Source organism: Sinomonas atrocyanea (assembly GCF_001577305.1).
Taxonomy (GTDB): Bacteria; Actinomycetota; Actinomycetes; order Actinomycetales; family Micrococcaceae; genus Sinomonas; species Sinomonas atrocyanea.
Genome location: NZ_CP014518.1, coordinates 1,949,986 through 1,966,562, shown reverse-complemented (window position 1 = coordinate 1,966,562; position 16,577 = coordinate 1,949,986). Strand labels below are relative to the sequence as shown.

The 16,577-nt window shown below is 70.8% G+C and carries 16 protein-coding genes and 1 pseudogene; 3 read left to right on the top strand and 14 right to left on the bottom strand.

What is annotated here, in order from left to right; all coding sequences use genetic code 11:
• Positions 1-3 precede the first annotated feature (3 nt).
• Positions 4-1,343 (bottom strand): annotated as a pseudogene (gene glnA / locus SA2016_RS09050) (type I glutamate--ammonia ligase).
• Between the two features lie 77 nt (positions 1,344-1,420).
• Between glnA and panB the strand changes: the two are divergent.
• A complete protein-coding gene (panB, locus tag SA2016_RS09045) occupies positions 1,421-2,305 on the top strand; it encodes a 3-methyl-2-oxobutanoate hydroxymethyltransferase (RefSeq protein WP_066497451.1) in 885 nt (294 codons plus the stop codon).
• Positions 2,306-2,308: 3 nt separating this feature from the next.
• Here panB and SA2016_RS09040 read toward each other — a convergent pair whose 3' ends face one another.
• Positions 2,309-2,497: an SPOR domain-containing protein gene (locus tag SA2016_RS09040; RefSeq protein WP_066497450.1), complete on the bottom strand. Its 189-nt coding sequence runs from the start codon at positions 2,495-2,497 to the stop codon at positions 2,309-2,311.
• 66 nt (positions 2,498-2,563) lie between these two features.
• Between SA2016_RS09040 and map the strand changes: the two genes are divergently transcribed.
• Entirely contained in the window at positions 2,564-3,442 is an 879-nt protein-coding gene (gene map / locus SA2016_RS09035) for a type I methionyl aminopeptidase (protein WP_066497449.1), read from the top strand.
• A gap of 41 nt (positions 3,443-3,483) precedes the next feature.
• Positions 3,484-4,287 carry a polyphosphate--glucose phosphotransferase gene (ppgK, locus tag SA2016_RS09030; RefSeq protein ID WP_066497447.1) on the top strand — a complete coding sequence of 268 codons (804 nt, stop codon included), beginning with the start codon at positions 3,484-3,486 and terminating at the stop codon, positions 4,285-4,287.
• A gap of 88 nt (positions 4,288-4,375) precedes the next feature.
• Here ppgK and nrdR read toward each other — a convergent pair whose 3' ends face one another.
• The 12 genes from nrdR to ftsZ all read right to left on the bottom strand — a co-directional run bounded on the left by nrdR (position 4,376) and on the right by ftsZ (position 16,489).
• Positions 4,376-4,849: a transcriptional regulator NrdR gene (gene nrdR / locus SA2016_RS09025; protein WP_066497446.1), complete on the bottom strand. Its 474-nt coding sequence runs from the start codon at positions 4,847-4,849 to the stop codon at positions 4,376-4,378.
• Between the two features lie 82 nt (positions 4,850-4,931).
• Positions 4,932-6,314: a histidinol dehydrogenase gene (hisD, locus tag SA2016_RS09020; protein WP_066497444.1), complete on the bottom strand. Its 1,383-nt coding sequence runs from the start codon at positions 6,312-6,314 to the stop codon at positions 4,932-4,934.
• Between the two features lie 42 nt (positions 6,315-6,356).
• Positions 6,357-6,920 carry a hypothetical protein gene (locus SA2016_RS09015; protein ID WP_066497439.1) on the bottom strand — a complete coding sequence of 188 codons (564 nt, stop codon included), beginning with the start codon at positions 6,918-6,920 and terminating at the stop codon, positions 6,357-6,359.
• Positions 6,921-6,930: 10 nt separating this feature from the next.
• On the bottom strand, positions 6,931-10,464 hold the full coding sequence (dnaE, locus tag SA2016_RS09010) for a DNA polymerase III subunit alpha (RefSeq protein ID WP_084249426.1): 3,534 nt from the start codon (positions 10,462-10,464) through the stop codon (positions 6,931-6,933).
• A 95-nt stretch (positions 10,465-10,559) separates the two neighbouring features.
• A complete protein-coding gene (locus tag SA2016_RS09005; protein WP_066497438.1) occupies positions 10,560-11,486 on the bottom strand; it encodes an RluA family pseudouridine synthase in 927 nt (308 codons plus the stop codon).
• Positions 11,479-12,072, bottom strand: coding sequence for a signal peptidase II (lspA, locus tag SA2016_RS09000; RefSeq protein ID WP_066497437.1), 594 nt, complete (start codon positions 12,070-12,072; stop codon positions 11,479-11,481). Before lspA ends, SA2016_RS09005 begins: the two co-directional genes overlap by 8 nt.
• A gap of 74 nt (positions 12,073-12,146) precedes the next feature.
• Positions 12,147-12,797, bottom strand: a complete 651-nt coding sequence (locus SA2016_RS08995; RefSeq protein WP_066497436.1) for a DivIVA domain-containing protein — start codon at positions 12,795-12,797, stop codon at positions 12,147-12,149.
• Between the two features lie 134 nt (positions 12,798-12,931).
• Positions 12,932-13,219 (bottom strand): YggT family protein, encoded by a 288-nt coding sequence (locus SA2016_RS08990; RefSeq protein WP_066497434.1) that lies wholly within the window; start codon positions 13,217-13,219, stop codon positions 12,932-12,934.
• A 13-nt stretch (positions 13,220-13,232) separates the two neighbouring features.
• Positions 13,233-13,748 (bottom strand): cell division protein SepF, encoded by a 516-nt coding sequence (locus SA2016_RS08985; protein ID WP_066497432.1) that lies wholly within the window; start codon positions 13,746-13,748, stop codon positions 13,233-13,235.
• An 83-nt stretch (positions 13,749-13,831) separates the two neighbouring features.
• Positions 13,832-14,542, bottom strand: a complete 711-nt coding sequence (locus SA2016_RS08980) for a YggS family pyridoxal phosphate-dependent enzyme (protein WP_066497431.1) — start codon at positions 14,540-14,542, stop codon at positions 13,832-13,834.
• Positions 14,535-15,260 carry a purine nucleoside phosphorylase YfiH/LACC1 family protein gene (locus tag SA2016_RS08975; protein WP_066497429.1) on the bottom strand — a complete coding sequence of 242 codons (726 nt, stop codon included), beginning with the start codon at positions 15,258-15,260 and terminating at the stop codon, positions 14,535-14,537. The genes SA2016_RS08980 and SA2016_RS08975 overlap by 8 nt, the downstream gene beginning before the upstream one ends.
• On the bottom strand, positions 15,257-16,489 hold the full coding sequence (gene ftsZ, locus SA2016_RS08970) for a cell division protein FtsZ (RefSeq protein WP_066497427.1): 1,233 nt from the start codon (positions 16,487-16,489) through the stop codon (positions 15,257-15,259). The genes SA2016_RS08975 and ftsZ overlap by 4 nt, the downstream gene beginning before the upstream one ends.
• Positions 16,490-16,577 lie beyond the last annotated feature (88 nt).

The following is a 16,577-nucleotide window of genomic DNA, read 5'->3' as shown; positions in this document are numbered from 1 at the left end:
CGCCTAGAGGATGCCGAGGTTGCGGTGCAGCTCGTAGGGGGTCACCTCGAGGCGGTACTCGTTCCAGTCCTGCCTCTTGTTGCGCAGGAAGTACTCGAAGACCTGTTCTCCGAGGATCTCGGCCATGAGCTCGGAGTCCTCCATCGCATTGACGGCGTCGTGGAGGCTCGCCGGCAGGGGCGAGTGGCCCAGCGCGCGGCGCTCGGCCGTCGTCAGGGCCGAGATGTCGTCCTCGGCGGCGGGCGGGAGCTCGTACTCCTCCTCGATGCCCTTGAGGCCCGCGCCGAGCAGCACGGCGTAGGAGAGGTAGGGGTTCGTGGCCGAGTCGATGCCGCGGTACTCGATGCGGCCGCTCTGGGCCTTCCCCGGCTTGTACAGCGGCACCCGCACGAGGGCCGAGCGGTTGTTGTGCCCCCAGCTGAGGTAGCTGGGTGCCTCTCCCCCGCCCAGAGCCGCTTGTAGGAGTTCACGAACTGGTTCGTCACCGCGGTGAACTCGCTCGCATGCCGCAGGATGCCCGCGATGAAGTGGCGGGCCGTCTTGGAGAGCTGGAATTCGGCGCCCGGCTCGTGGAACGCGTTGCTGTCGCCCTCGAAGAGCGAGAAGTGCGTGTGCATGCCCGAGCCGGGGTGTGCCGAGAACGGCTTGGGCATGAAGGTCGCGTAGCTGTTCTGCTGGAGCGCGACCTCCTTCACGACCGTGCGGAACGTCATGATGTTGTCCGCGGTCTGGAGCGCGTCCGCGTACCGCAGGTCGATCTCGTTCTGCCCCGGGCCGTTCTCGTGGTGCGAGAACTCGACCGAGATCCCCACCGATTCGAGCATGTTCACCACGGTGCGGCGGAAGTCCTGGGCCACGCCACCGGGCACGTGGTCGAAGTAGCCGCCCTGGTCCACGGGAATGGGGGCGCCGTCCGGGCCGAGCCGGTCGGACTCGAGCAGGTAGAACTCGATCTCGGGGTGGGTGTAGCAGGTGAAGCCCATCTCGGCGGCCCGCGCGAGCGTCCGCTTGAGCACGTTGCGGGGATCCGCCGGCGACGGCTCGCCGTCGGGGGTGAGGATGTCGCAGAACATGCGCGACGTCGGCTCGGTCTCGCCGCGCCACGGGAGGATCTGGAACGTCGACGGGTCCGGCTGGAGCAGCATGTCCGACTCGGAGACCCGCGCGAGCCCCTCGATCGAGGAGCCGTCGAAGCCCAGGCCCTCCTCGAAGGCGCCTTCGACCTCGGCGGGCGCGAGGGCCACCGACTTGAGTGACCCGACGACGTCGGTGAACCAGAGGCGGACGAATCGGACGTCGCGCTCCTCGATGGTCCGGAGGACGAACTCCTGCTGACGGTTCATGGGATCTTCGCATCCTTACCGGTTGGGCCCTGCAACGCTTCCTCCACTCTACTGAAGCATCGACTAGTCTCATGCCTATGGCCCCCATGAGTTCCGACGCACCGCGTCACGACGAGCTGCCGGCGCCCTACGGGAGCGGGTCGGCCCCAGCGCCCCGGACGGGACGGACGCGCATCCACCATCTGGCGCAGGCCAAGGAGCGCGGCGAGCGCTTCGCGATGCTCACGGCCTACGACCAGTACACGGCCCGCATCTTCGATGAGGCCGGCATCGAGGTCCTGCTCGTGGGCGACTCCGCGGCGAACAACGTCTACGGCTACGAGACGTCCCTGCCGGTCACCGTGGACGAGCTGATCCCGCTCGCGCGCGCCGTCGCCGTCTCCGCCCCGCACGCCCTCGTCGTCGCCGACGTCCCCTTCGGGAGCTACGAGGCCTCCCCCGCCCAGGCGGTCGCGACGGGGGTCCGCTTCCTCAAGGAGGGGCTCGCGCATGCGGTGAAGCTCGAGGGCGGCGCCTACTACGCGGACACGGTGCGGGCCATGGTCCAGGCGGGGATCCCGGTCATGGCGCACATCGGCTTCACGCCCCAGAGCGAGCACGCGCTCGGCGGCTACCGGGTCCAGGGCAGGGGCGACGCCGCCGCCCGCCTCATCGAGGACGCCCGGGCACTCGAGGCGGCCGGGGCCTTCTGCGTGCTCATGGAGATGGTGCCGGCGGACGCCGCGGCCGCGGTCGACGCCGCCGTCACCGTCCCGACCATCGGGATCGGAGCCGGCAGCGCCACGACGGGGCAGGTCCTCGTGTGGCAGGACATGGCCGGTCTCCGCGGCGGCCCAGGCACCCGCATCGCCAAGTTCGTCAAGCAGTACGCGGACCTGCGGGGCACCCTGCTGGAGGCGGCACGCGCGTACCGCGAGGACGTGCGTTCGGGGTCCTTCCCGGGCCCCGAGCACTCCTTCTGACGCTCAGTCCCTGTCGCTCCAGCCGTCGCCGTCGGCGTCCGAGGGATCCCACGCGCGATTGCGCTCCTTGACCTTCTCGAGGGCCTTCTCCGCCTCCGCGCGCGTCTTGTAGGGCCCGATCAGCTGCGTCCAGTCGCTCTGGGCGTCTTCCTCGACCTCGTGCGTGCGGACGTTGTACCAGTACTCGACCATTTCCCGGCCCTTCCCGGGCCTCCGTCGATGAAGCCCCACGATGCGCTCGACTAGTACACTCACCCTATGCCTTCTACCCCTTCCGCGGCACCTCTGGGCACGCTTGTGCGCGGCACGCTGAGCCCGGTCCGGCCCGTCCCGGCCTCGATCCCGCGGCCGGAGTACGCGTGGAAGGAGGCACCCGAGAAGTACACCGGCTCGAACGTGCTCACGGCCGAGCAGATCGAGAAGGTCCGGGCCGCAGGACGGATCGCCGCGCAGGCCATCGTGGAGGTCGGCACGCACATCCGCCCCGGGGTGACGACGGACGAGCTCGACCGGGTGGGCCACGAGTTCCTCATCGACCACGGCGCCTACCCGTCGACGCTCGGCTACCGGGGCTTCCCCAAGTCGCTGTGCACCTCGGTCAACGAGGTCATCTGCCACGGGATCCCGGATTCGACCGTCCTGGTCGACGGGGACATCATCAACATTGACATCACCGCCTTCAAGGACGGCGTCCACGGGGACACGAACTTCACGTTCCTCGTCGGGGACGTGGACCAGGAGTCGAGGCTGCTCGTGGAGCGGACGCAGGAGTCCCTCCGCCGAGGCATCAAGGCCGTCGCCCCCGGCCGCGAGATCAACGTGATCGGCAGGGCCATCAGCGCCTATGCGAAGCGCTTCGGCTACGGAGTGGTCCGGGACTTCACCGGCCACGGCGTGGGCGAGGCCTTCCACTCCGGGCTCATCATCCCGCACTACGACGCCGCCCCCGCCTACGGCACCATCATGGAGCCGGGGATGGTGTTCACGATCGAGCCGATGCTGACGCTCGGCGGCATCGAGTGGGACATGTGGGAGGACGACTGGACCGTCGTCACCCGCGACCGGAAGCGCACCGCCCAGTTCGAGCACACCCTCGTCGTCACCGATTCCGGCGCCGAGGTCCTCACGGTTCCCTGAACCACCCCTCCCCCACACGACCCGCGAGAGGCAGGCCGCGCATGGCAAAGAGCGAGAAGAAGAAGAAGTCCCGGGCAACCGCGATCGGTATCGACATCGGCGGCACGGGGATCAAGGGGGGCATCGTCGACCTGGCCAAGGGCAAGCTCGTCGGGGACCGCATCCGCGTCGACACCCCGCAGCCCTCCACGCCGGAGGCCATCGCCGCGGTCGTCGCGCAGATGGTCGACGAGCTCGGCGCCCGGGAGGGCGCGCCCGACGCCGACAGCCCGGTGGGAGTCGCCTTCCCCGCGATCATCCAGCACGGCGTGGCCCGCTCCGCCGCGAACGTGGACAAGTCGTGGATCGACTTCGAGGTGGACAAGGCCTTCACCGACAAGCTCGGCCGGCCCGTCGAGGTCGTCAACGACGCGGACGCCGCAGGGCTCGCTGAGGTGCGCTTCGGCGCGGGCAAGGGCGTGGACGGGACGGTGCTCGTCATCACCCTCGGCACGGGCATCGGGTCCGCGTTCGTGTTCGACGGGCGCCTCGTCCCCAACGCGGAGCTCGGCCACCTCGAGATCGACGGCCACGACGCGGAGACGAGGGCCTCGGCCGTCGCGCGCGAGCGGGACGGGCTCAGCTGGGAGGACTACTCCGTGCGGCTCCAGCGCTACTTCGAGCACGTCGAGTTCCTCTTCTCGCCCGAGCTGTTCATCGTGGGCGGCGGCATCTCCAAGCGCGCGGACGAGTACCTGCCGCTGCTGAAGCTGCGCACGCCGATCATCCCCGCCAAGCTCAAGAACGAGGCCGGCATTGTGGGCGCGGCACTCCAGGTGGCGATCCACCACAAGCTCGCGAAGTAGGCAGGTCCCGCTTCGGCGGACGACGGCGAGGGGCCCCGGACAGCGTGTCCGGGGCCCCTCGCCGTGGTCGCCGCCGGGCGGCCGGCCGTCAGCTCGCGGCCGACTCCGGCGTGCCCTCCCGCTCGGAGCGGAGGACGCTGATCGCGGCCTCGAAGTCGGCGAGCGACTCGAAGTCCTGGTAGACGCTCGCGAAGCGCAGGTAGGCGACCTGGTCGAGCCGCTTGAGCGGGCCGAGGATCGCCAGGCCGATCTCGTGCGCCCGGATCTCGGCGGAGCCCGCCGCGCGGATCGTCTCCTCGACCTCCTGGGCGAGGAGGGCGAGGTCGTCGTCCGTCACGGGGCGGCCCTGGCACGCCTTGCGGACGCCGTTGATGACCTTGGAGCGGCTGAACGGCTCGCCGGCGCCGGAGCGCTTGAGGACGGTCAGGCTCGTGGTCTCGAGCGTGGTGAACCGCCGGCCGCACTCGGGGCACTGCCGGCGGCGCCGGATGGCCGAGCCGTCGTCCTGGAGACGGCTGTCGACGACGCGGGAATCGGGGTTGCGGCAGAACGGGCAGTACACGCAGTCCATCCTACTGACCGCGGGCCCCGCGCCACAAGGGAAGACCACAACATGTAGTGTCCGGGACACTACGTGTAGGGGCTCAGGCGCCGGCGAACCTCGCATCGACGGCGTCCCCGTGGGCGGGGAGGTCCTCGGCGTCGGAGAGGCTGCGGATGTGCGCCGAGACGCCCCTGAGGGCCGCCTCGGAGTAGTCCACCACCTGGATGGCCCGCAGGAACGTCGTGACGTTCAGGCCGGAGGAGAAGGCGGCGGTGCCGGACGTCGGAAGGACATGGTTGGAGCCGGCGCAGTAGTCGCCCAGGCTCACCGGGCTGTAGTCGCCCACGAACACCGCCCCGGCATTGCGGATCCGGGCGGCGACGGCGGGCGCGTCCGCCGTCATGATCTCGAGGTGCTCGGCGGCGTACGCGTCGCACACAGCGATGCCGGCCGCAAGGTCGTCGACGAGCACGACGCCGGACTGCTCACCGGAGAGCGCCTCGACGACGCGGTCGCGGTGCTTGGTGCGCTCGGCGAGGACCGCGAGCTGCTCGCGGACGCGCTCCGCGAGCTGTGGGGAGTCCGTGACGAGGACGCTGCCCGCGCGGGGATCGTGTTCCGCCTGGCTGATGAGGTCCGCGGCCACGAGCTCCGGGCGCGCGCCGGCGTCGGCGAGGACCGCGATCTCGGTGGGGCCGGCCTCGGCGTCGATCCCCACCACGCCCTTGACCAGCCGCTTCGCCGTGGCGACGAAGATGTTCCCGGGGCCGGTGACGACGTCGGCCGGCTCGATCGCGGGAAGCGCGCCGCGGCCGTCGTGCTCGCCTTCCGTCCCCGCGGGGATGCCGTAGGCGAAGGAGACGATGGCCTGCGCCCCGCCGATCGCGTAGACCTCGTCGATGCCGAGGAGGGCCGCGGCGGCGAGGATCGTGGGGTGGGGCAGGCCCCCGTTCTCCTTCTGCGGCGGGGAGGCGAGCGCGATCGAGCCGACGCCGGCCGCCTGGGCCGGCACCACGTTCATGACCACGCTCGAGGGGTAGACGGCGAGGCCGCCGGGGACGTAGAGGCCCACGCGGCGCACGGGCACCCACCGCTGGGTGACCGAGGCGCCGTCGGCCGGGTGCACGGTGACGTCGGCGGGGACCTGCGCGGCCGCGAACGCCCTGGCGCGCGCGATCGACTCCTCGAGGGCGGCGCGGACGGCGGGATCGAGCGTGTCGAGCGCGGCGGAGATGGCCTCGGCGGGCACCCGCGGGTGGCGCTGCTCGACCCCGTCGAACTTCGCCGCGAGCTCGGAGAGCGCCGCGAACCCGCGGGCCCGCACGTCGGCGATGATGCCGCGCACCGCCTGCTCCACGCCGGTGCCGTCTCCCGCCGTGAGGCGCGGCACCGCGGCCCGGAGCTCCGCGGGACCGAGGGCGTGTCCCCGCAGGTCGATGGTGCGGAAGGCGGGCGAGGCGGGGGTGGGGGCGGCGGAAGTCACCGCCCTAGTCTACCGGGGGCGCCCCTGCGCCCCGCGTGCCGGTCACTCGCTGGGCGGGATCCACCACAGCGTGGTGAAGGCGAGCACGGCGAGGGCGACGACGGCTGGCCAGACCGCGAGCGCGCTGAGGGCCTGCAGCCCGAAGGCCGACTCCGCGACCGAGGGGCTGACTCCGCGGGCCCCGAGCACGTGTCCGAGGCCCACGCCGGTCCCCAAGGCGGCGAGCGTGCCGAGCGTGCTCCCCGCGAGGGCGGCCAGGCCCCGATTCGGCAGGCCGCTCCGGCGGCGTCCCACCGCGAGGGCCACCGTCACCGCCAGTCCCGCGGCGAGCCCCAGCGCGCCGAACAGGAGGTCCCGCTCGTCCCAGGTCTCGTAGTCCGTCCCGGCGCCGTAGAAGAGCCCGCCGGGCGCCGCGACGACCCAGACGGTGCCCAGCACCAGGCCGCCGAGCAGCGGGTACAGGCACCAGCGCACGAGCGACATCCGCTCCCGGCGCTCGGAGCGCTGCGCGTCCTCCGCCGCCGCCCCGGGGCTCCCGGGCGCCTCGGGCGTCTGGGGGCCTTCCGGTGCCTGGGGGCCTTCCGGCGTCTGGGGGGCTTCGGGCATCCGGGGTGCCTCAGGCATCGAGGCACGCCGGGCCGAGGAGGACCTTGAGGTCTCCGAACAGCGCGGGGTTCGGGTTCACCCGCAGGTGCACGCCGAGGCGCATCACCTCGATGCTCCGCGTCCCCTGGAGCCTGAGCTGGACCTCGTTGTGGCCCGGATGCGTCTTGAGGACGTCCCCGAGCTGCGTCACCACCCGTTCGGTCGCCTTGTGGGTGGGCATGCTGATGACCACGGGGCCGCCGGCGGCGTCCGAGAGGTCCGGGACGGTGAGCTCCATGGCGTTGAGCGTCACGTTGCCGTCGTCCCGCCGCTGCAGCCTGCCCTTGACCACGACGATGAGGTCCTCGGCGAGGATCGCGGAGATCGGCCCGTAGACCTGTCCGAAGAACATGACCTCGATCGACGCCCCGAGGTCCTCGACCTCGGCGCGGGCGTAGGCGTTGCCGCTGGCCTTGGCGATGCGGCGGGACAGGGAGGTGATCATGCCCGCGATCGTCACGATCGACCCGTCCGCCGGGCCCTCGTCCGCGATGAGCGCGCTGATGCCGGTCTCGGCGTGCTGCGCGAGCACGCCCTCGAGCCCCTGGAGCGGGTGGTCGGAGACGTAGAGGCCGAGCATGTCGCGCTCGAAGGCGAGCTTGTCCTTCTTCTCCCACTCCGGCAGGTCGGGGATCTCGACGGCGAGGCCCGCCGCAGCCCCGCCCTCGGCGTCGCCGAAGGCGCTGAAGAGGTCGAACTGGTTGTTCGCCTCGTTGCGCTTGAGGGTGATGACGGCGTCCACCGCCTCCTCGTGGATCATCGCGAGGGAGCGGCGGGGGTGGCCGAGCGAGTCGAACGCGCCGGCCTTGACGAGGGATTCGATGGTGCGCTTGTTGCACACCACGGCGGGGACCTTGGTGAGGAAGTCCGAGAACCCCGTGAAGGCGCCCTTCTCCTCCCGCGCGGCGACCATCGAGTGGACCACGTTCGCGCCGACGTTGCGGATGGCGCCCATGCCGAAGCGGATGTCCTTGCCCACCGGGGTGAAGTTCAGGGCGGACTCGTTCACATCGGGCGGCAGCACGGTGATGCCCATGTGGCGGCACTCGTTCAGGTACATGGCGCACTTGTCCTTGTCGTCGCCGACGCTCGTCAGCAGCGCCGCCATGTACTCCGCCGGGTAGTGCGCCTTGAGGTACGCCGTCCAGTAGGAGACGACTCCGTACGCGGCCGAGTGGGCCTTGTTGAACGCATAGTCGGAGAACGGCAGGAGGATGTCCCAGAGGGCCTTGACCGCGGCGTCGGAGTAGCCGCGCTCCCGCATGCCCCCTGAGAATCCCGCGAACTGCTTGTCCAGCTCGGACTTCTTCTTCTTGCCCATGGCGCGGCGGAGGATGTCCGCCTGTCCGAGCGAGTAGCCGGCTACCTTCTGCGCGATCGCCATGACCTGCTCCTGATAGACGATCAGGCCGAAGGTCGTGTCCAGGATCTCCCGCAGTGGCTCCTCGAGCTCGGGATGGATCGGGGTGATCTCCTGTAGCCCGTTCTTGCGCAGCGCGTAGTTGGTGTGGGCGTTGGCGCCCATGGGGCCGGGCCGGTAGAGCGCGAGGACGGCGGAGATGTCCTCGAAGTTGTCCGGGCGCATGAGCTTCAGGAGCGAGCGCATGGGGCCGCCGTCGAGCTGGAACACCCCGAGCGTGTCGCCGCGGGCGAGGAGCTCGTAGGAGGCGGCGTCGTCGAGCTCGAGCCGTTCGAGGTCGAGGTCGATGCCCTGGTTGAGCTTGATGTTGTCCAGGGCGTCCGTGATGATCGTCAGGTTCCTCAGGCCGAGGAAGTCCATCTTGATCAGGCCCAGGCCCTCGCAGGTCGGGTAGTCGAACTGGGTGATGACCTGGCCGTCCTGCTCGCGGCGCATGATCGGCACGATGTCGATCAGCGGGTGCGAGGACATGATGACGCCGGCGGCATGGACGCCCCACTGGCGCTTCAGCCCCTCGAGGCCCGTGGCCGTCTCGAAGACGCGCTGCGCGTCCGCGTCGGTGCGCAGCAGCTCGCGCATCTCCTCGGCCTCGCCGTAGCGCTTGGCCTCGGGGTTGTGGATGTCTGCGAGCGGCATGCCCTTGCCCATGACGTCCGGCGGCATGGCCTTGGTGAGCCGCTCCCCCACGGAGAACGGGTACCCGAGCACGCGGGAGGAGTCCTTGAGGGCCTGCTTCGCCTTGATCGTCCCGTACGTGACGATCATCGCAACGCGGTCGTCTCCGTACTTCTCGGTGACGTACTTGATGACCTCCGAGCGGCGGCGGTCGTCGAAGTCGACGTCGAAGTCGGGCATCGAGACGCGGTCCGGGTTGAGGAAGCGCTCGAAGATCAGACCGTGGTCCAGCGGGTTGAGGTCGGTGATGCGCATCGCGTAGGCGGCCATCGAGCCCGCACCCGAGCCGCGGCCCGGGCCGACGCGGATGCCGTTGTCCTTGGCCCAGTTGATGAAGTCCGCGACGACGAGGAAGTAGCCCGGGAAGCCCATCTGGGTGATGATGCCGATCTCGTACTCGGCCTGCTTGCGCACCGCGTCCGGGATGCCCTGGGGGAAGCGGTAGTGGAGGCCGCGCTCGACCTCCTTGACGAACCAGGACTCCTCGTTCTCCCCCTCGGGGCAGGGGAAGCGGGGCATGTAGCTGGCCTTGGTGTTGAACTCGACGTTGCACCGCTCGGCGATGAGCAGCGTGTTGTCGCAGGCCTCGGGGTGGTCGCCGAAGATCGCGCGCATCTCGTCCGGGGACTTGAGGTAGAACTCGTCCGCGTCGAACTTGAAGCGCTTGGGGTCCGCGAGGGTCGAGCCCGACTGGACGCACAGGAGTGCGGCGTGGCTCGAGGCGTCCTCGGCGTGGGTGTAGTGCAGGTCGTTGGTGGCCACGAGCGGCAGCCCGAGGTCCTTGGCCAGCCGGTACAGCTCCGCCTGGACGTTGCGCTCGATGTCGAGGCCATGGTCCATGACCTCGCAGAAGAAGTTGTCCGCGCCGAAGATGTCCCGGAACTCCGAGGCGGCCTCGCGGGCCTCCTTGTAGAGGCCGAGCCGCAGCTTCGTCTGGACCTCGCCGGACGGGCACCCGGTGGTCGCGATGATGCCCTTGCCGTAGGTCTGCAGGAGCTCGCGGTCCATGCGGGGCTTGTAGAGGTAGCCCTCGAGGGAGGCGAGCGAGGACATGCGGAACAGGTTGTGCATCCCCCGGGTGTCCTCGGCCCACATCGTCATGTGCGTGTACGCACCGGCGCCGGACACGTCGTCGCGGCCGCCCTCGCCCCACCGCACACGGGTCTTGTCCTGCCGGGCCGTGCCGGGAGTCAGGTACGCCTCGACCCCGATGACCGGCTTGATCCCGGCGTCCGTGGCCTTCTTCCAGAAGTCGAACGCGCCGAACACGAACCCGTGGTCCGTCGTGGCGAGCGCGCTCATGCCGAGCTCCTCGGCGTGGCTGAACAGGTCCCCGAGCCGAGCCGCGCCGTCGAGCATCGAGTACTCGGTGTGGTTGTGGAGGTGGACGAACGAACCGCTGGAAGTCACCGGTCCAGTCTAGGCGCCGCCGGCGGCGCCCCGGCGGAGGCACGACGGCGGTCTCCGCGCCCGCGCCCGGCCCTCGCCGTGCGCCGGGCGTCAGCTCAGACGCGGCCCTCGCGCAGGACGTCGATCGCGTACTGCAGGTCCGCGGGATACGGGCTCACGGCCTCGACGCGCTCGCCGGTCCTCGGGTGCGCGAACGCAAGCCGGTAGGCGTGCAGCCACTGGCGCGTGAGGCCGAGGTCGGCGGCGAGCCGGGGGTCCGCGCCGTAGGTCAGGTCGCCGGCGCAGGGATGGTGGAGCGCCGAGAAGTGCACGCGGATCTGGTGCGTGCGGCCGGTCTCGAGGTGGACCTCGACGAGGCTGGCCCGCCCGAACGCCTCGATCACCTCGTAGTGGGTCACCGACGGGCGGCCGTCCTCGATGACCGCGAAGCGCCAGTCGTACCCCGGGTGGCGGCCGATGGGCGCATCGATGGTGCCCTCGAGGGGATCGGGGATGCCCTGGACCACCGCGTGGTACACCTTCTCCACGGTACGGTCCTTGAACGCCTGCTTGAGCGCGGTGTACGCGAGCTCGGTCTTGGCCACCACCATGGCCCCTGAGGTGCCCACGTCGAGCCGGTGCACGATCCCGGCGCGCTCGGGCGCGCCCGAGGTCGAGATCCTGTAGCCGGCGCCGGCGAGGCCTCCGACCACGGTCGGGCCCACCCAGCCGGGCGACGGGTGCGCGGCGACGCCCACCGGCTTGTCCACGACCACGAAGTCCTCGTCGTCGATGAGGATCTCGAGTCCGTCCACCTTCTCCACCACCACTTCCAGAGGATCCCGGGTCTCGGGCCGTTCGACGAGGAGTTCCTCGCCCACGCCCACCTTCGCCGACTTGGCCACGGGCCTGCCGGACGAGAGGACGTGTCCGCCGGCCAGGAGCGAGGCGGCCGTGGACCGCGAGACGCCAAGGAGCGCGGCGAGCACGGCATCGGCGCGGCCGCCCGCGAGCTCCTCGGGGACCACGAGGAGCTCAGCCACGGTCCGGCTCCGCTCCTTCGCCGGCTGCCGTTCCCTCGGCACCCGTTGCGGGGCCCTTGCCGGAGCGCTGGCGCGTGCCGTCGGGCGAGAGGCCCGTGAGCGTGAGCAGGCAGACCAGCATGACCCCGCACACCACCGCGGAGTCCGCCACGTTGAAGATGGCGAAGTGCGGCAGCGAGATGAAGTCGACCACGTGGCCCATCCCGAAGGAGGGCTCGCGGAACAGGCGGTCGGTGAGGTTGCCCAGCGCCCCTCCCAGGACGAGCCCGAGCGCGGTGCCCCACCACAGCGAGCGGACCCTGCGGGTGTAGACGATGATCCCGACGGCGACCACGGTCATGATGATCGTGAACAGCCAGGTGACGCCCTCGCCGATCGAGAAGGCCGCACCCGAGTTGCGGATGTAGTACCACTGCAGCAGCGGCGGGAGGACGGGGATGCGCTGGCCCTCGACCATCGTGCTCGTCACCCAGAGTTTGGTGAGCTGGTCGCCCGTGTAGGCAAGGGCGGCGATGAGTGCCAGGAGCACGACGGCGCGCCGTCGCCGCCGGAGCGGGACGGCGGGAGCGTCTTCAGTAGTGTCCATGCTTCTTTCCGATGGCAGCGCGAAGCCGGCGCCCGCCGAAGGCGGCCGCCGGCCTCGATGGCTCACGCGGTGGATCAGACCTCGGCGCTGTCCGAGATCTCAGCCGTGGCGACTGAGCCGCGCGACTCGAGGTCGCGCAGCTGGCCCTCGATGTAGGCCTTGAGCCGGGAGCGGTAGTCGCGCTCGAAGCCACGGAGCTGCTCGACCTTGCGCTCGAGCACCGAGCGCTGCTGCTCGAGGGCCCCAAGGGTCTTGCGGGACTTCTCCTGGGCGTCGTTCACGAGGCTGCTGGCCTCGATCTGGGCCTCGGCGATGATCTTGTCCCGCTGGTCGAGGCCGTCCTGCACGTGCTTGTCGTGCATCTGCTGCGCCATGGCGAGAAGGCCTGCAGCAGATTCGGCGACGGCCGTGCGGCCGTCCCCGGAGGGAGCCGGGGCCTGCGGTGCCGGCGCGGCGGGGGCCGGGGCGACCTCCTTGGCAGGCTCGGGCTTGGGCTCCTCGCGCACCTCGACCGGCGCGGGCTTCTCGGCGGCCTGCGGAGCCGCGCCCTGCTTGCCGGAGAGCTCGGCGACCTTCTTGCGGAGCTCGTCGTTCTCCTGGTTGAGGCGGCGAAGCTCGATGACGATCTCATCAAGGAAGTCGTCGACTTCGTCCTGATCGTAGCCTTCGCGGAACTTGGTCGGCTGGAACCGCTTGTTGACAACGTCTTCTGGCGTCAGAGCCATCTGCTCACCTCATTGGTCTAATCGGTCAGGCAGCATCCGCCACCACGACTACCGTATCTTGAATTTGCTGGTGGGTGCTCGGCACGCCACCGCGCAGCAGCGGCGGGCACGAGCCGGGAGGGCGCTGGGCGCCCCTAGGCGAGGCCCGCCACGATCGACATCGCGATCACCACCGCGATGACGAGGACGATGAACGCTAGGTCCAGGCTCATCGCCCCGAGCCGCAGGGGCCGGAACCATCGCCGCGAGAGCTTCATCGGCGGGTCCGTCACCGTGTACACGGCGCTGGCCGCGACGAGCGCCGCCCCGCGCGGCCGCCAGGACCGGGCGAACGACTGCACCCAGTCGAACACGAGCCGGGCGACGAGCGCGATGAAGAACAGCTCCAGCACAAGGTACAGGATGGCGAACAGGAAGCCCATGGCGATGCGTGGATCAGCTCTGGTTGAAGAACGAGGCCTGGTTGTCCGCGACCTTCTTGTCCTCACCGAGGACCTCGATGGTCGACGGCGAGAGCAGGAACACCTTGTTGGTGACGCGCTCGATGCTGCCGTGGAGTCCGAACACGAGGCCGGCGGAGAAGTCGACGAGCCGCTTGGCGTCTGCCTCGCCCATGTCCGTCACGTTCATGATGACCGGGATGCCCTCGCGGAAGCTCTCGCCGATGACCTTGGCGTCGTTGTACGAGCGCGGGTGCACGGTGGTGATCTGGCGGAGGCCGCCGTCTTCGCGCACGGCCGCGGCGCGCTTGATGGGAGTCACGGGAGCACGATACTCCTCGACCTCGGCCGGAGTCGCCTCGCGGGTGGCCAACGCCGTGCGGCGGTCCTCGCGCTCAGTGTGCACTGGCTGTTCCTCTTCCGTCCGTGCGTCATGGGCCTCGGTCTCGAACTGCTCTTCGCCGTCCGCCAGGCCGAGGTAGATCATCGTCTTGCGCAGAGCGCCAGCCATGCTCGACTCCTGTCCTCGGGCCGCTCTGGGTGCAAACGCCAAAGCCGGGCCACTCGGCCCAGAAGGACCCGACAGTGACGAAGCTACCCCACCGGCGGCCGGGGGCCGAGGACATCGGTGCCAATCCTGAGGTGTGTCGCACCCGCGGCCACGGCCGCCTCGAGGTCCTGGCTCATGCCCGCAGAGACCATCGTCGCGTCCGGGTAGCGCTGCCTCAGCCCTCCCGCGACGTCCGCGAGTGTGGCGAACGCCTCAGCCGGGTCGGCCCCGAGCGGAGCGACCGCCATGACGCCGGCGAGGCGGAGCCCCGGCGCGTCGTCGATGAGTGCGGCGAGCTCCGGGACATCTGCGGGGACCGCTCCCCCGCGTCCCGCGGCCGCCGGGTCGAGGTTCACCTGGATGAGGCAGGCGAGCGGGTCCTCGCGCCCCGCAGCGACGACCGCCTTCGAGAGGGCGGCCACGAGCTGGGCGCGGTCCACGGAGTGGACGGCGTCCGCATAGCGGACCACGCTCTTGGCCTTGTTGGTCTGGAGCTGGCCGATGAAGTGCCAGCGCAGGCCGAGGTCGGCGAGGTCTGCGGCCTTGGCCGCGGCCTCCTGGTCCCTGTTCTCGCCCACGTCGATCACCCCGAGCTCGGCAAGGAGCCGCACGTCGGAGGCGGGGTGGAACTTGGTGACGACGATGAGCCGCGGCTCCTCGGTCCGGCCGGCCGCGTCACAGGCGGCACGGATGCGGCCGCGGACCCGTGCCAGCCGGGCAGCGAGCTCCTCGCGGCGCTCCCCCTGCTCAGGCATGGGTCCAGACGAGGCCGGCGATGCGCCCGACGCCGGGTGCGCGCCGGTGGGAGAAGAGTTCCTCGTGCTCGTACGTGCACGCCTCCGCCTCGCGGTGGACGGCGACGTCGGCCCGGGCGAGCTGGTCGCGTACCCCGGCGGGCAGGTCGAGGGCGGGGGTGCCCCAGCCGGTGGCGGTCGCCGTCCCGGGCACCGCGGCCTCGACCTCGTCGCGCATCTGCGCGGGGACCTCGTAGCACCGGCCGCAGATGCTGGGGCCGAGCCAGGCCTCGAGCCCGCGCGCGCCGGCCTCCCGCAGCCGGGCGACGGCCTCGGGCACCACACCGGCCACGAGGCCGGGACGGCCCGCGTGGACGGCCGCGAGGGCGGGGCGCCCGTCGTCGAACTCGCCCACGAGGACCACGGGGACGCAGTCGGCCACCATGACGGCGAGGGGCTCGCCGCGCGAGAGGAGCGCGTCCGCGGTGGGTGCGGGGTCCTCGCCGGCCCACACGGTCTCGGACCCGTGGACCTGGCTCATGTACTGGAAGGACGGGACCCCCGCTGCGGCGGCGAGGGCGTCGCGGTGGCGGCGCACGCCGTCGTCATCGCCGCCGACGTGGAAGGCGAGGTTCCCCGCCCCGGCATGCGTGAACGCGACGGTGACGCCGGGACGCACGTCCCGGCGCCACCAGAAGGGGCCTTCGGCCGGCGCGGCCGCAGCAGCGCCGCGGTTCACTTGAGGAAGTCGGGCACGTCGAGATCGTCGTTGCGGTTGCCCGAGAGGTCGGGCTCGACGACGGCGGGGAGCTCGACGTCGAACCCGCCGTCGGTGGGCATCCCCGGACGGCTCTGGCTCCACTGGCTCAGGCCGGCGTGGGCGGGCGCGGGCTGGCTCGGACGCGGCGGGACGGAGGGCTGCGATGCACCGACGTGGCCCGCGGGCGCCGCCGGGACGGACGGAGCGGCAGAGGCCTGCGCAGCGGCCGCCTTGGTGTCCTCGAGCGACGGCGAGGTCGCGCGGACGTCGTCGAACCCGGCGGCGATGACCGTGACGCGGGCCTCGTCGCCGAGCGCATCGTCGATCACGGCGCCGAAGATGATGTTCGCCTCCGGGTGGGCGACCTCCTGGACGAGGCGGGCGGCCTCGTTGATCTCGAACAGGCCCAGGTCGCTGCCGCCCTGGATCGAGAGCAGGACGCCGTGGGCGCCGTCGATGGACGCCTCGAGCAGGGGCGAGGCGATGGCGAGCTCGGCGGCCTTGACCGCGCGGTCCTCGCCGCGGGCCGAGCCGATGCCCATGAGGGCGGAACCAGCGCCCTGCATGACCGACTTCACGTCGGCGAAGTCGAGGTTGATCAGGCCGGGAGTCGTGATGAGGTCGGTGATGCCCTGGACACCGGAGAGCAGCACCTGGTCGGCAGAGCGGAAGGCGTCGAGGACGGAGACGTTGCGGTCGCTGATGGAGAGCAGGCGGTCGTTGGGGATGACGATGAGGGTGTCGACCTCGTCGCGCAGGGCCTCGATGCCGTTCTCGGCGCTCGTGGCGCGGCGGCGGCCCTCGAACGTGAAGGGCCGGGTGACGACGCCGATGGTCAGCGCGCCGAGGCTGCGCGCGATCCGGGCCACGACGGGTGCGCCGCCGGTGCCGGTGCCGCCGCCCTCGCCCGCCGTGACGAAGACCATGTCAGCCCCGCGGAGGACCTCCTCGATCTCGTCCGCGTGGTCCTCGGCGGCCTGGCGGCCGACCTCGGGGTTGGCGCCGGCGCCGAGCCCGCGGGTGAGCTCGCGGCCGACGTCCAGCTTGACGTCCGCGTCACTCATCAGCAGCGCCTGGGCGTCCGTGTTGATGGCGATGAATTCCACGCCTCGCAGACCGACTTCGATCATGCGGTTGACTGCGTTCACGCCACCGCCGCCAATGCCGACGACCTTGATGACGGCCAAGTAGTTCTGCGGTGCTGCCACGTTGAGTGTCCCTTGTTCGAAAGCCTGCTGGTTCTGCAAGAAGCCCGGAGTCCACAACCTTAACCCTCAACTTGAAGGTTATAGTTAT

Bases quoted from the DNA above. Each gene is read 5' to 3' on its own strand.
- ppgK (WP_066497447.1), top strand. From the start codon at position 3,484: ATGGCAAAGAGCGAGAAGAAGAAGAAGTCCCGGGCAACCGCGATCGGT.
- lspA (WP_066497437.1), bottom strand. From the start codon at position 12,072: ATGGACACTACTGAAGACGCTCCCGCCGTCCCGCTCCGGCGGCGACGG.
- SA2016_RS08985 (WP_066497432.1), bottom strand. From the start codon at position 13,748: ATGGCTGGCGCTCTGCGCAAGACGATGATCTACCTCGGCCTGGCGGAC.
- SA2016_RS08990 (WP_066497434.1), bottom strand. From the start codon at position 13,219: ATGGGCTTCCTGTTCGCCATCCTGTACCTTGTGCTGGAGCTGTTCTTC.
- SA2016_RS09015 (WP_066497439.1), bottom strand. From the start codon at position 6,920: ATGCCCGAAGCCCCCCAGACGCCGGAAGGCCCCCAGGCACCGGAAGGC.
- SA2016_RS08980 (WP_066497431.1), bottom strand. From the start codon at position 14,542: ATGCCTGAGCAGGGGGAGCGCCGCGAGGAGCTCGCTGCCCGGCTGGCA.
- panB (WP_066497451.1), top strand. From the start codon at position 1,421: ATGGCCCCCATGAGTTCCGACGCACCGCGTCACGACGAGCTGCCGGCG.
- SA2016_RS09040 (WP_066497450.1), bottom strand. From the start codon at position 2,497: ATGGTCGAGTACTGGTACAACGTCCGCACGCACGAGGTCGAGGAAGAC.
- SA2016_RS08995 (WP_066497436.1), bottom strand. From the start codon at position 12,797: ATGGCTCTGACGCCAGAAGACGTTGTCAACAAGCGGTTCCAGCCGACC.
- map (WP_066497449.1), top strand. From the start codon at position 2,564: ATGCCTTCTACCCCTTCCGCGGCACCTCTGGGCACGCTTGTGCGCGGC.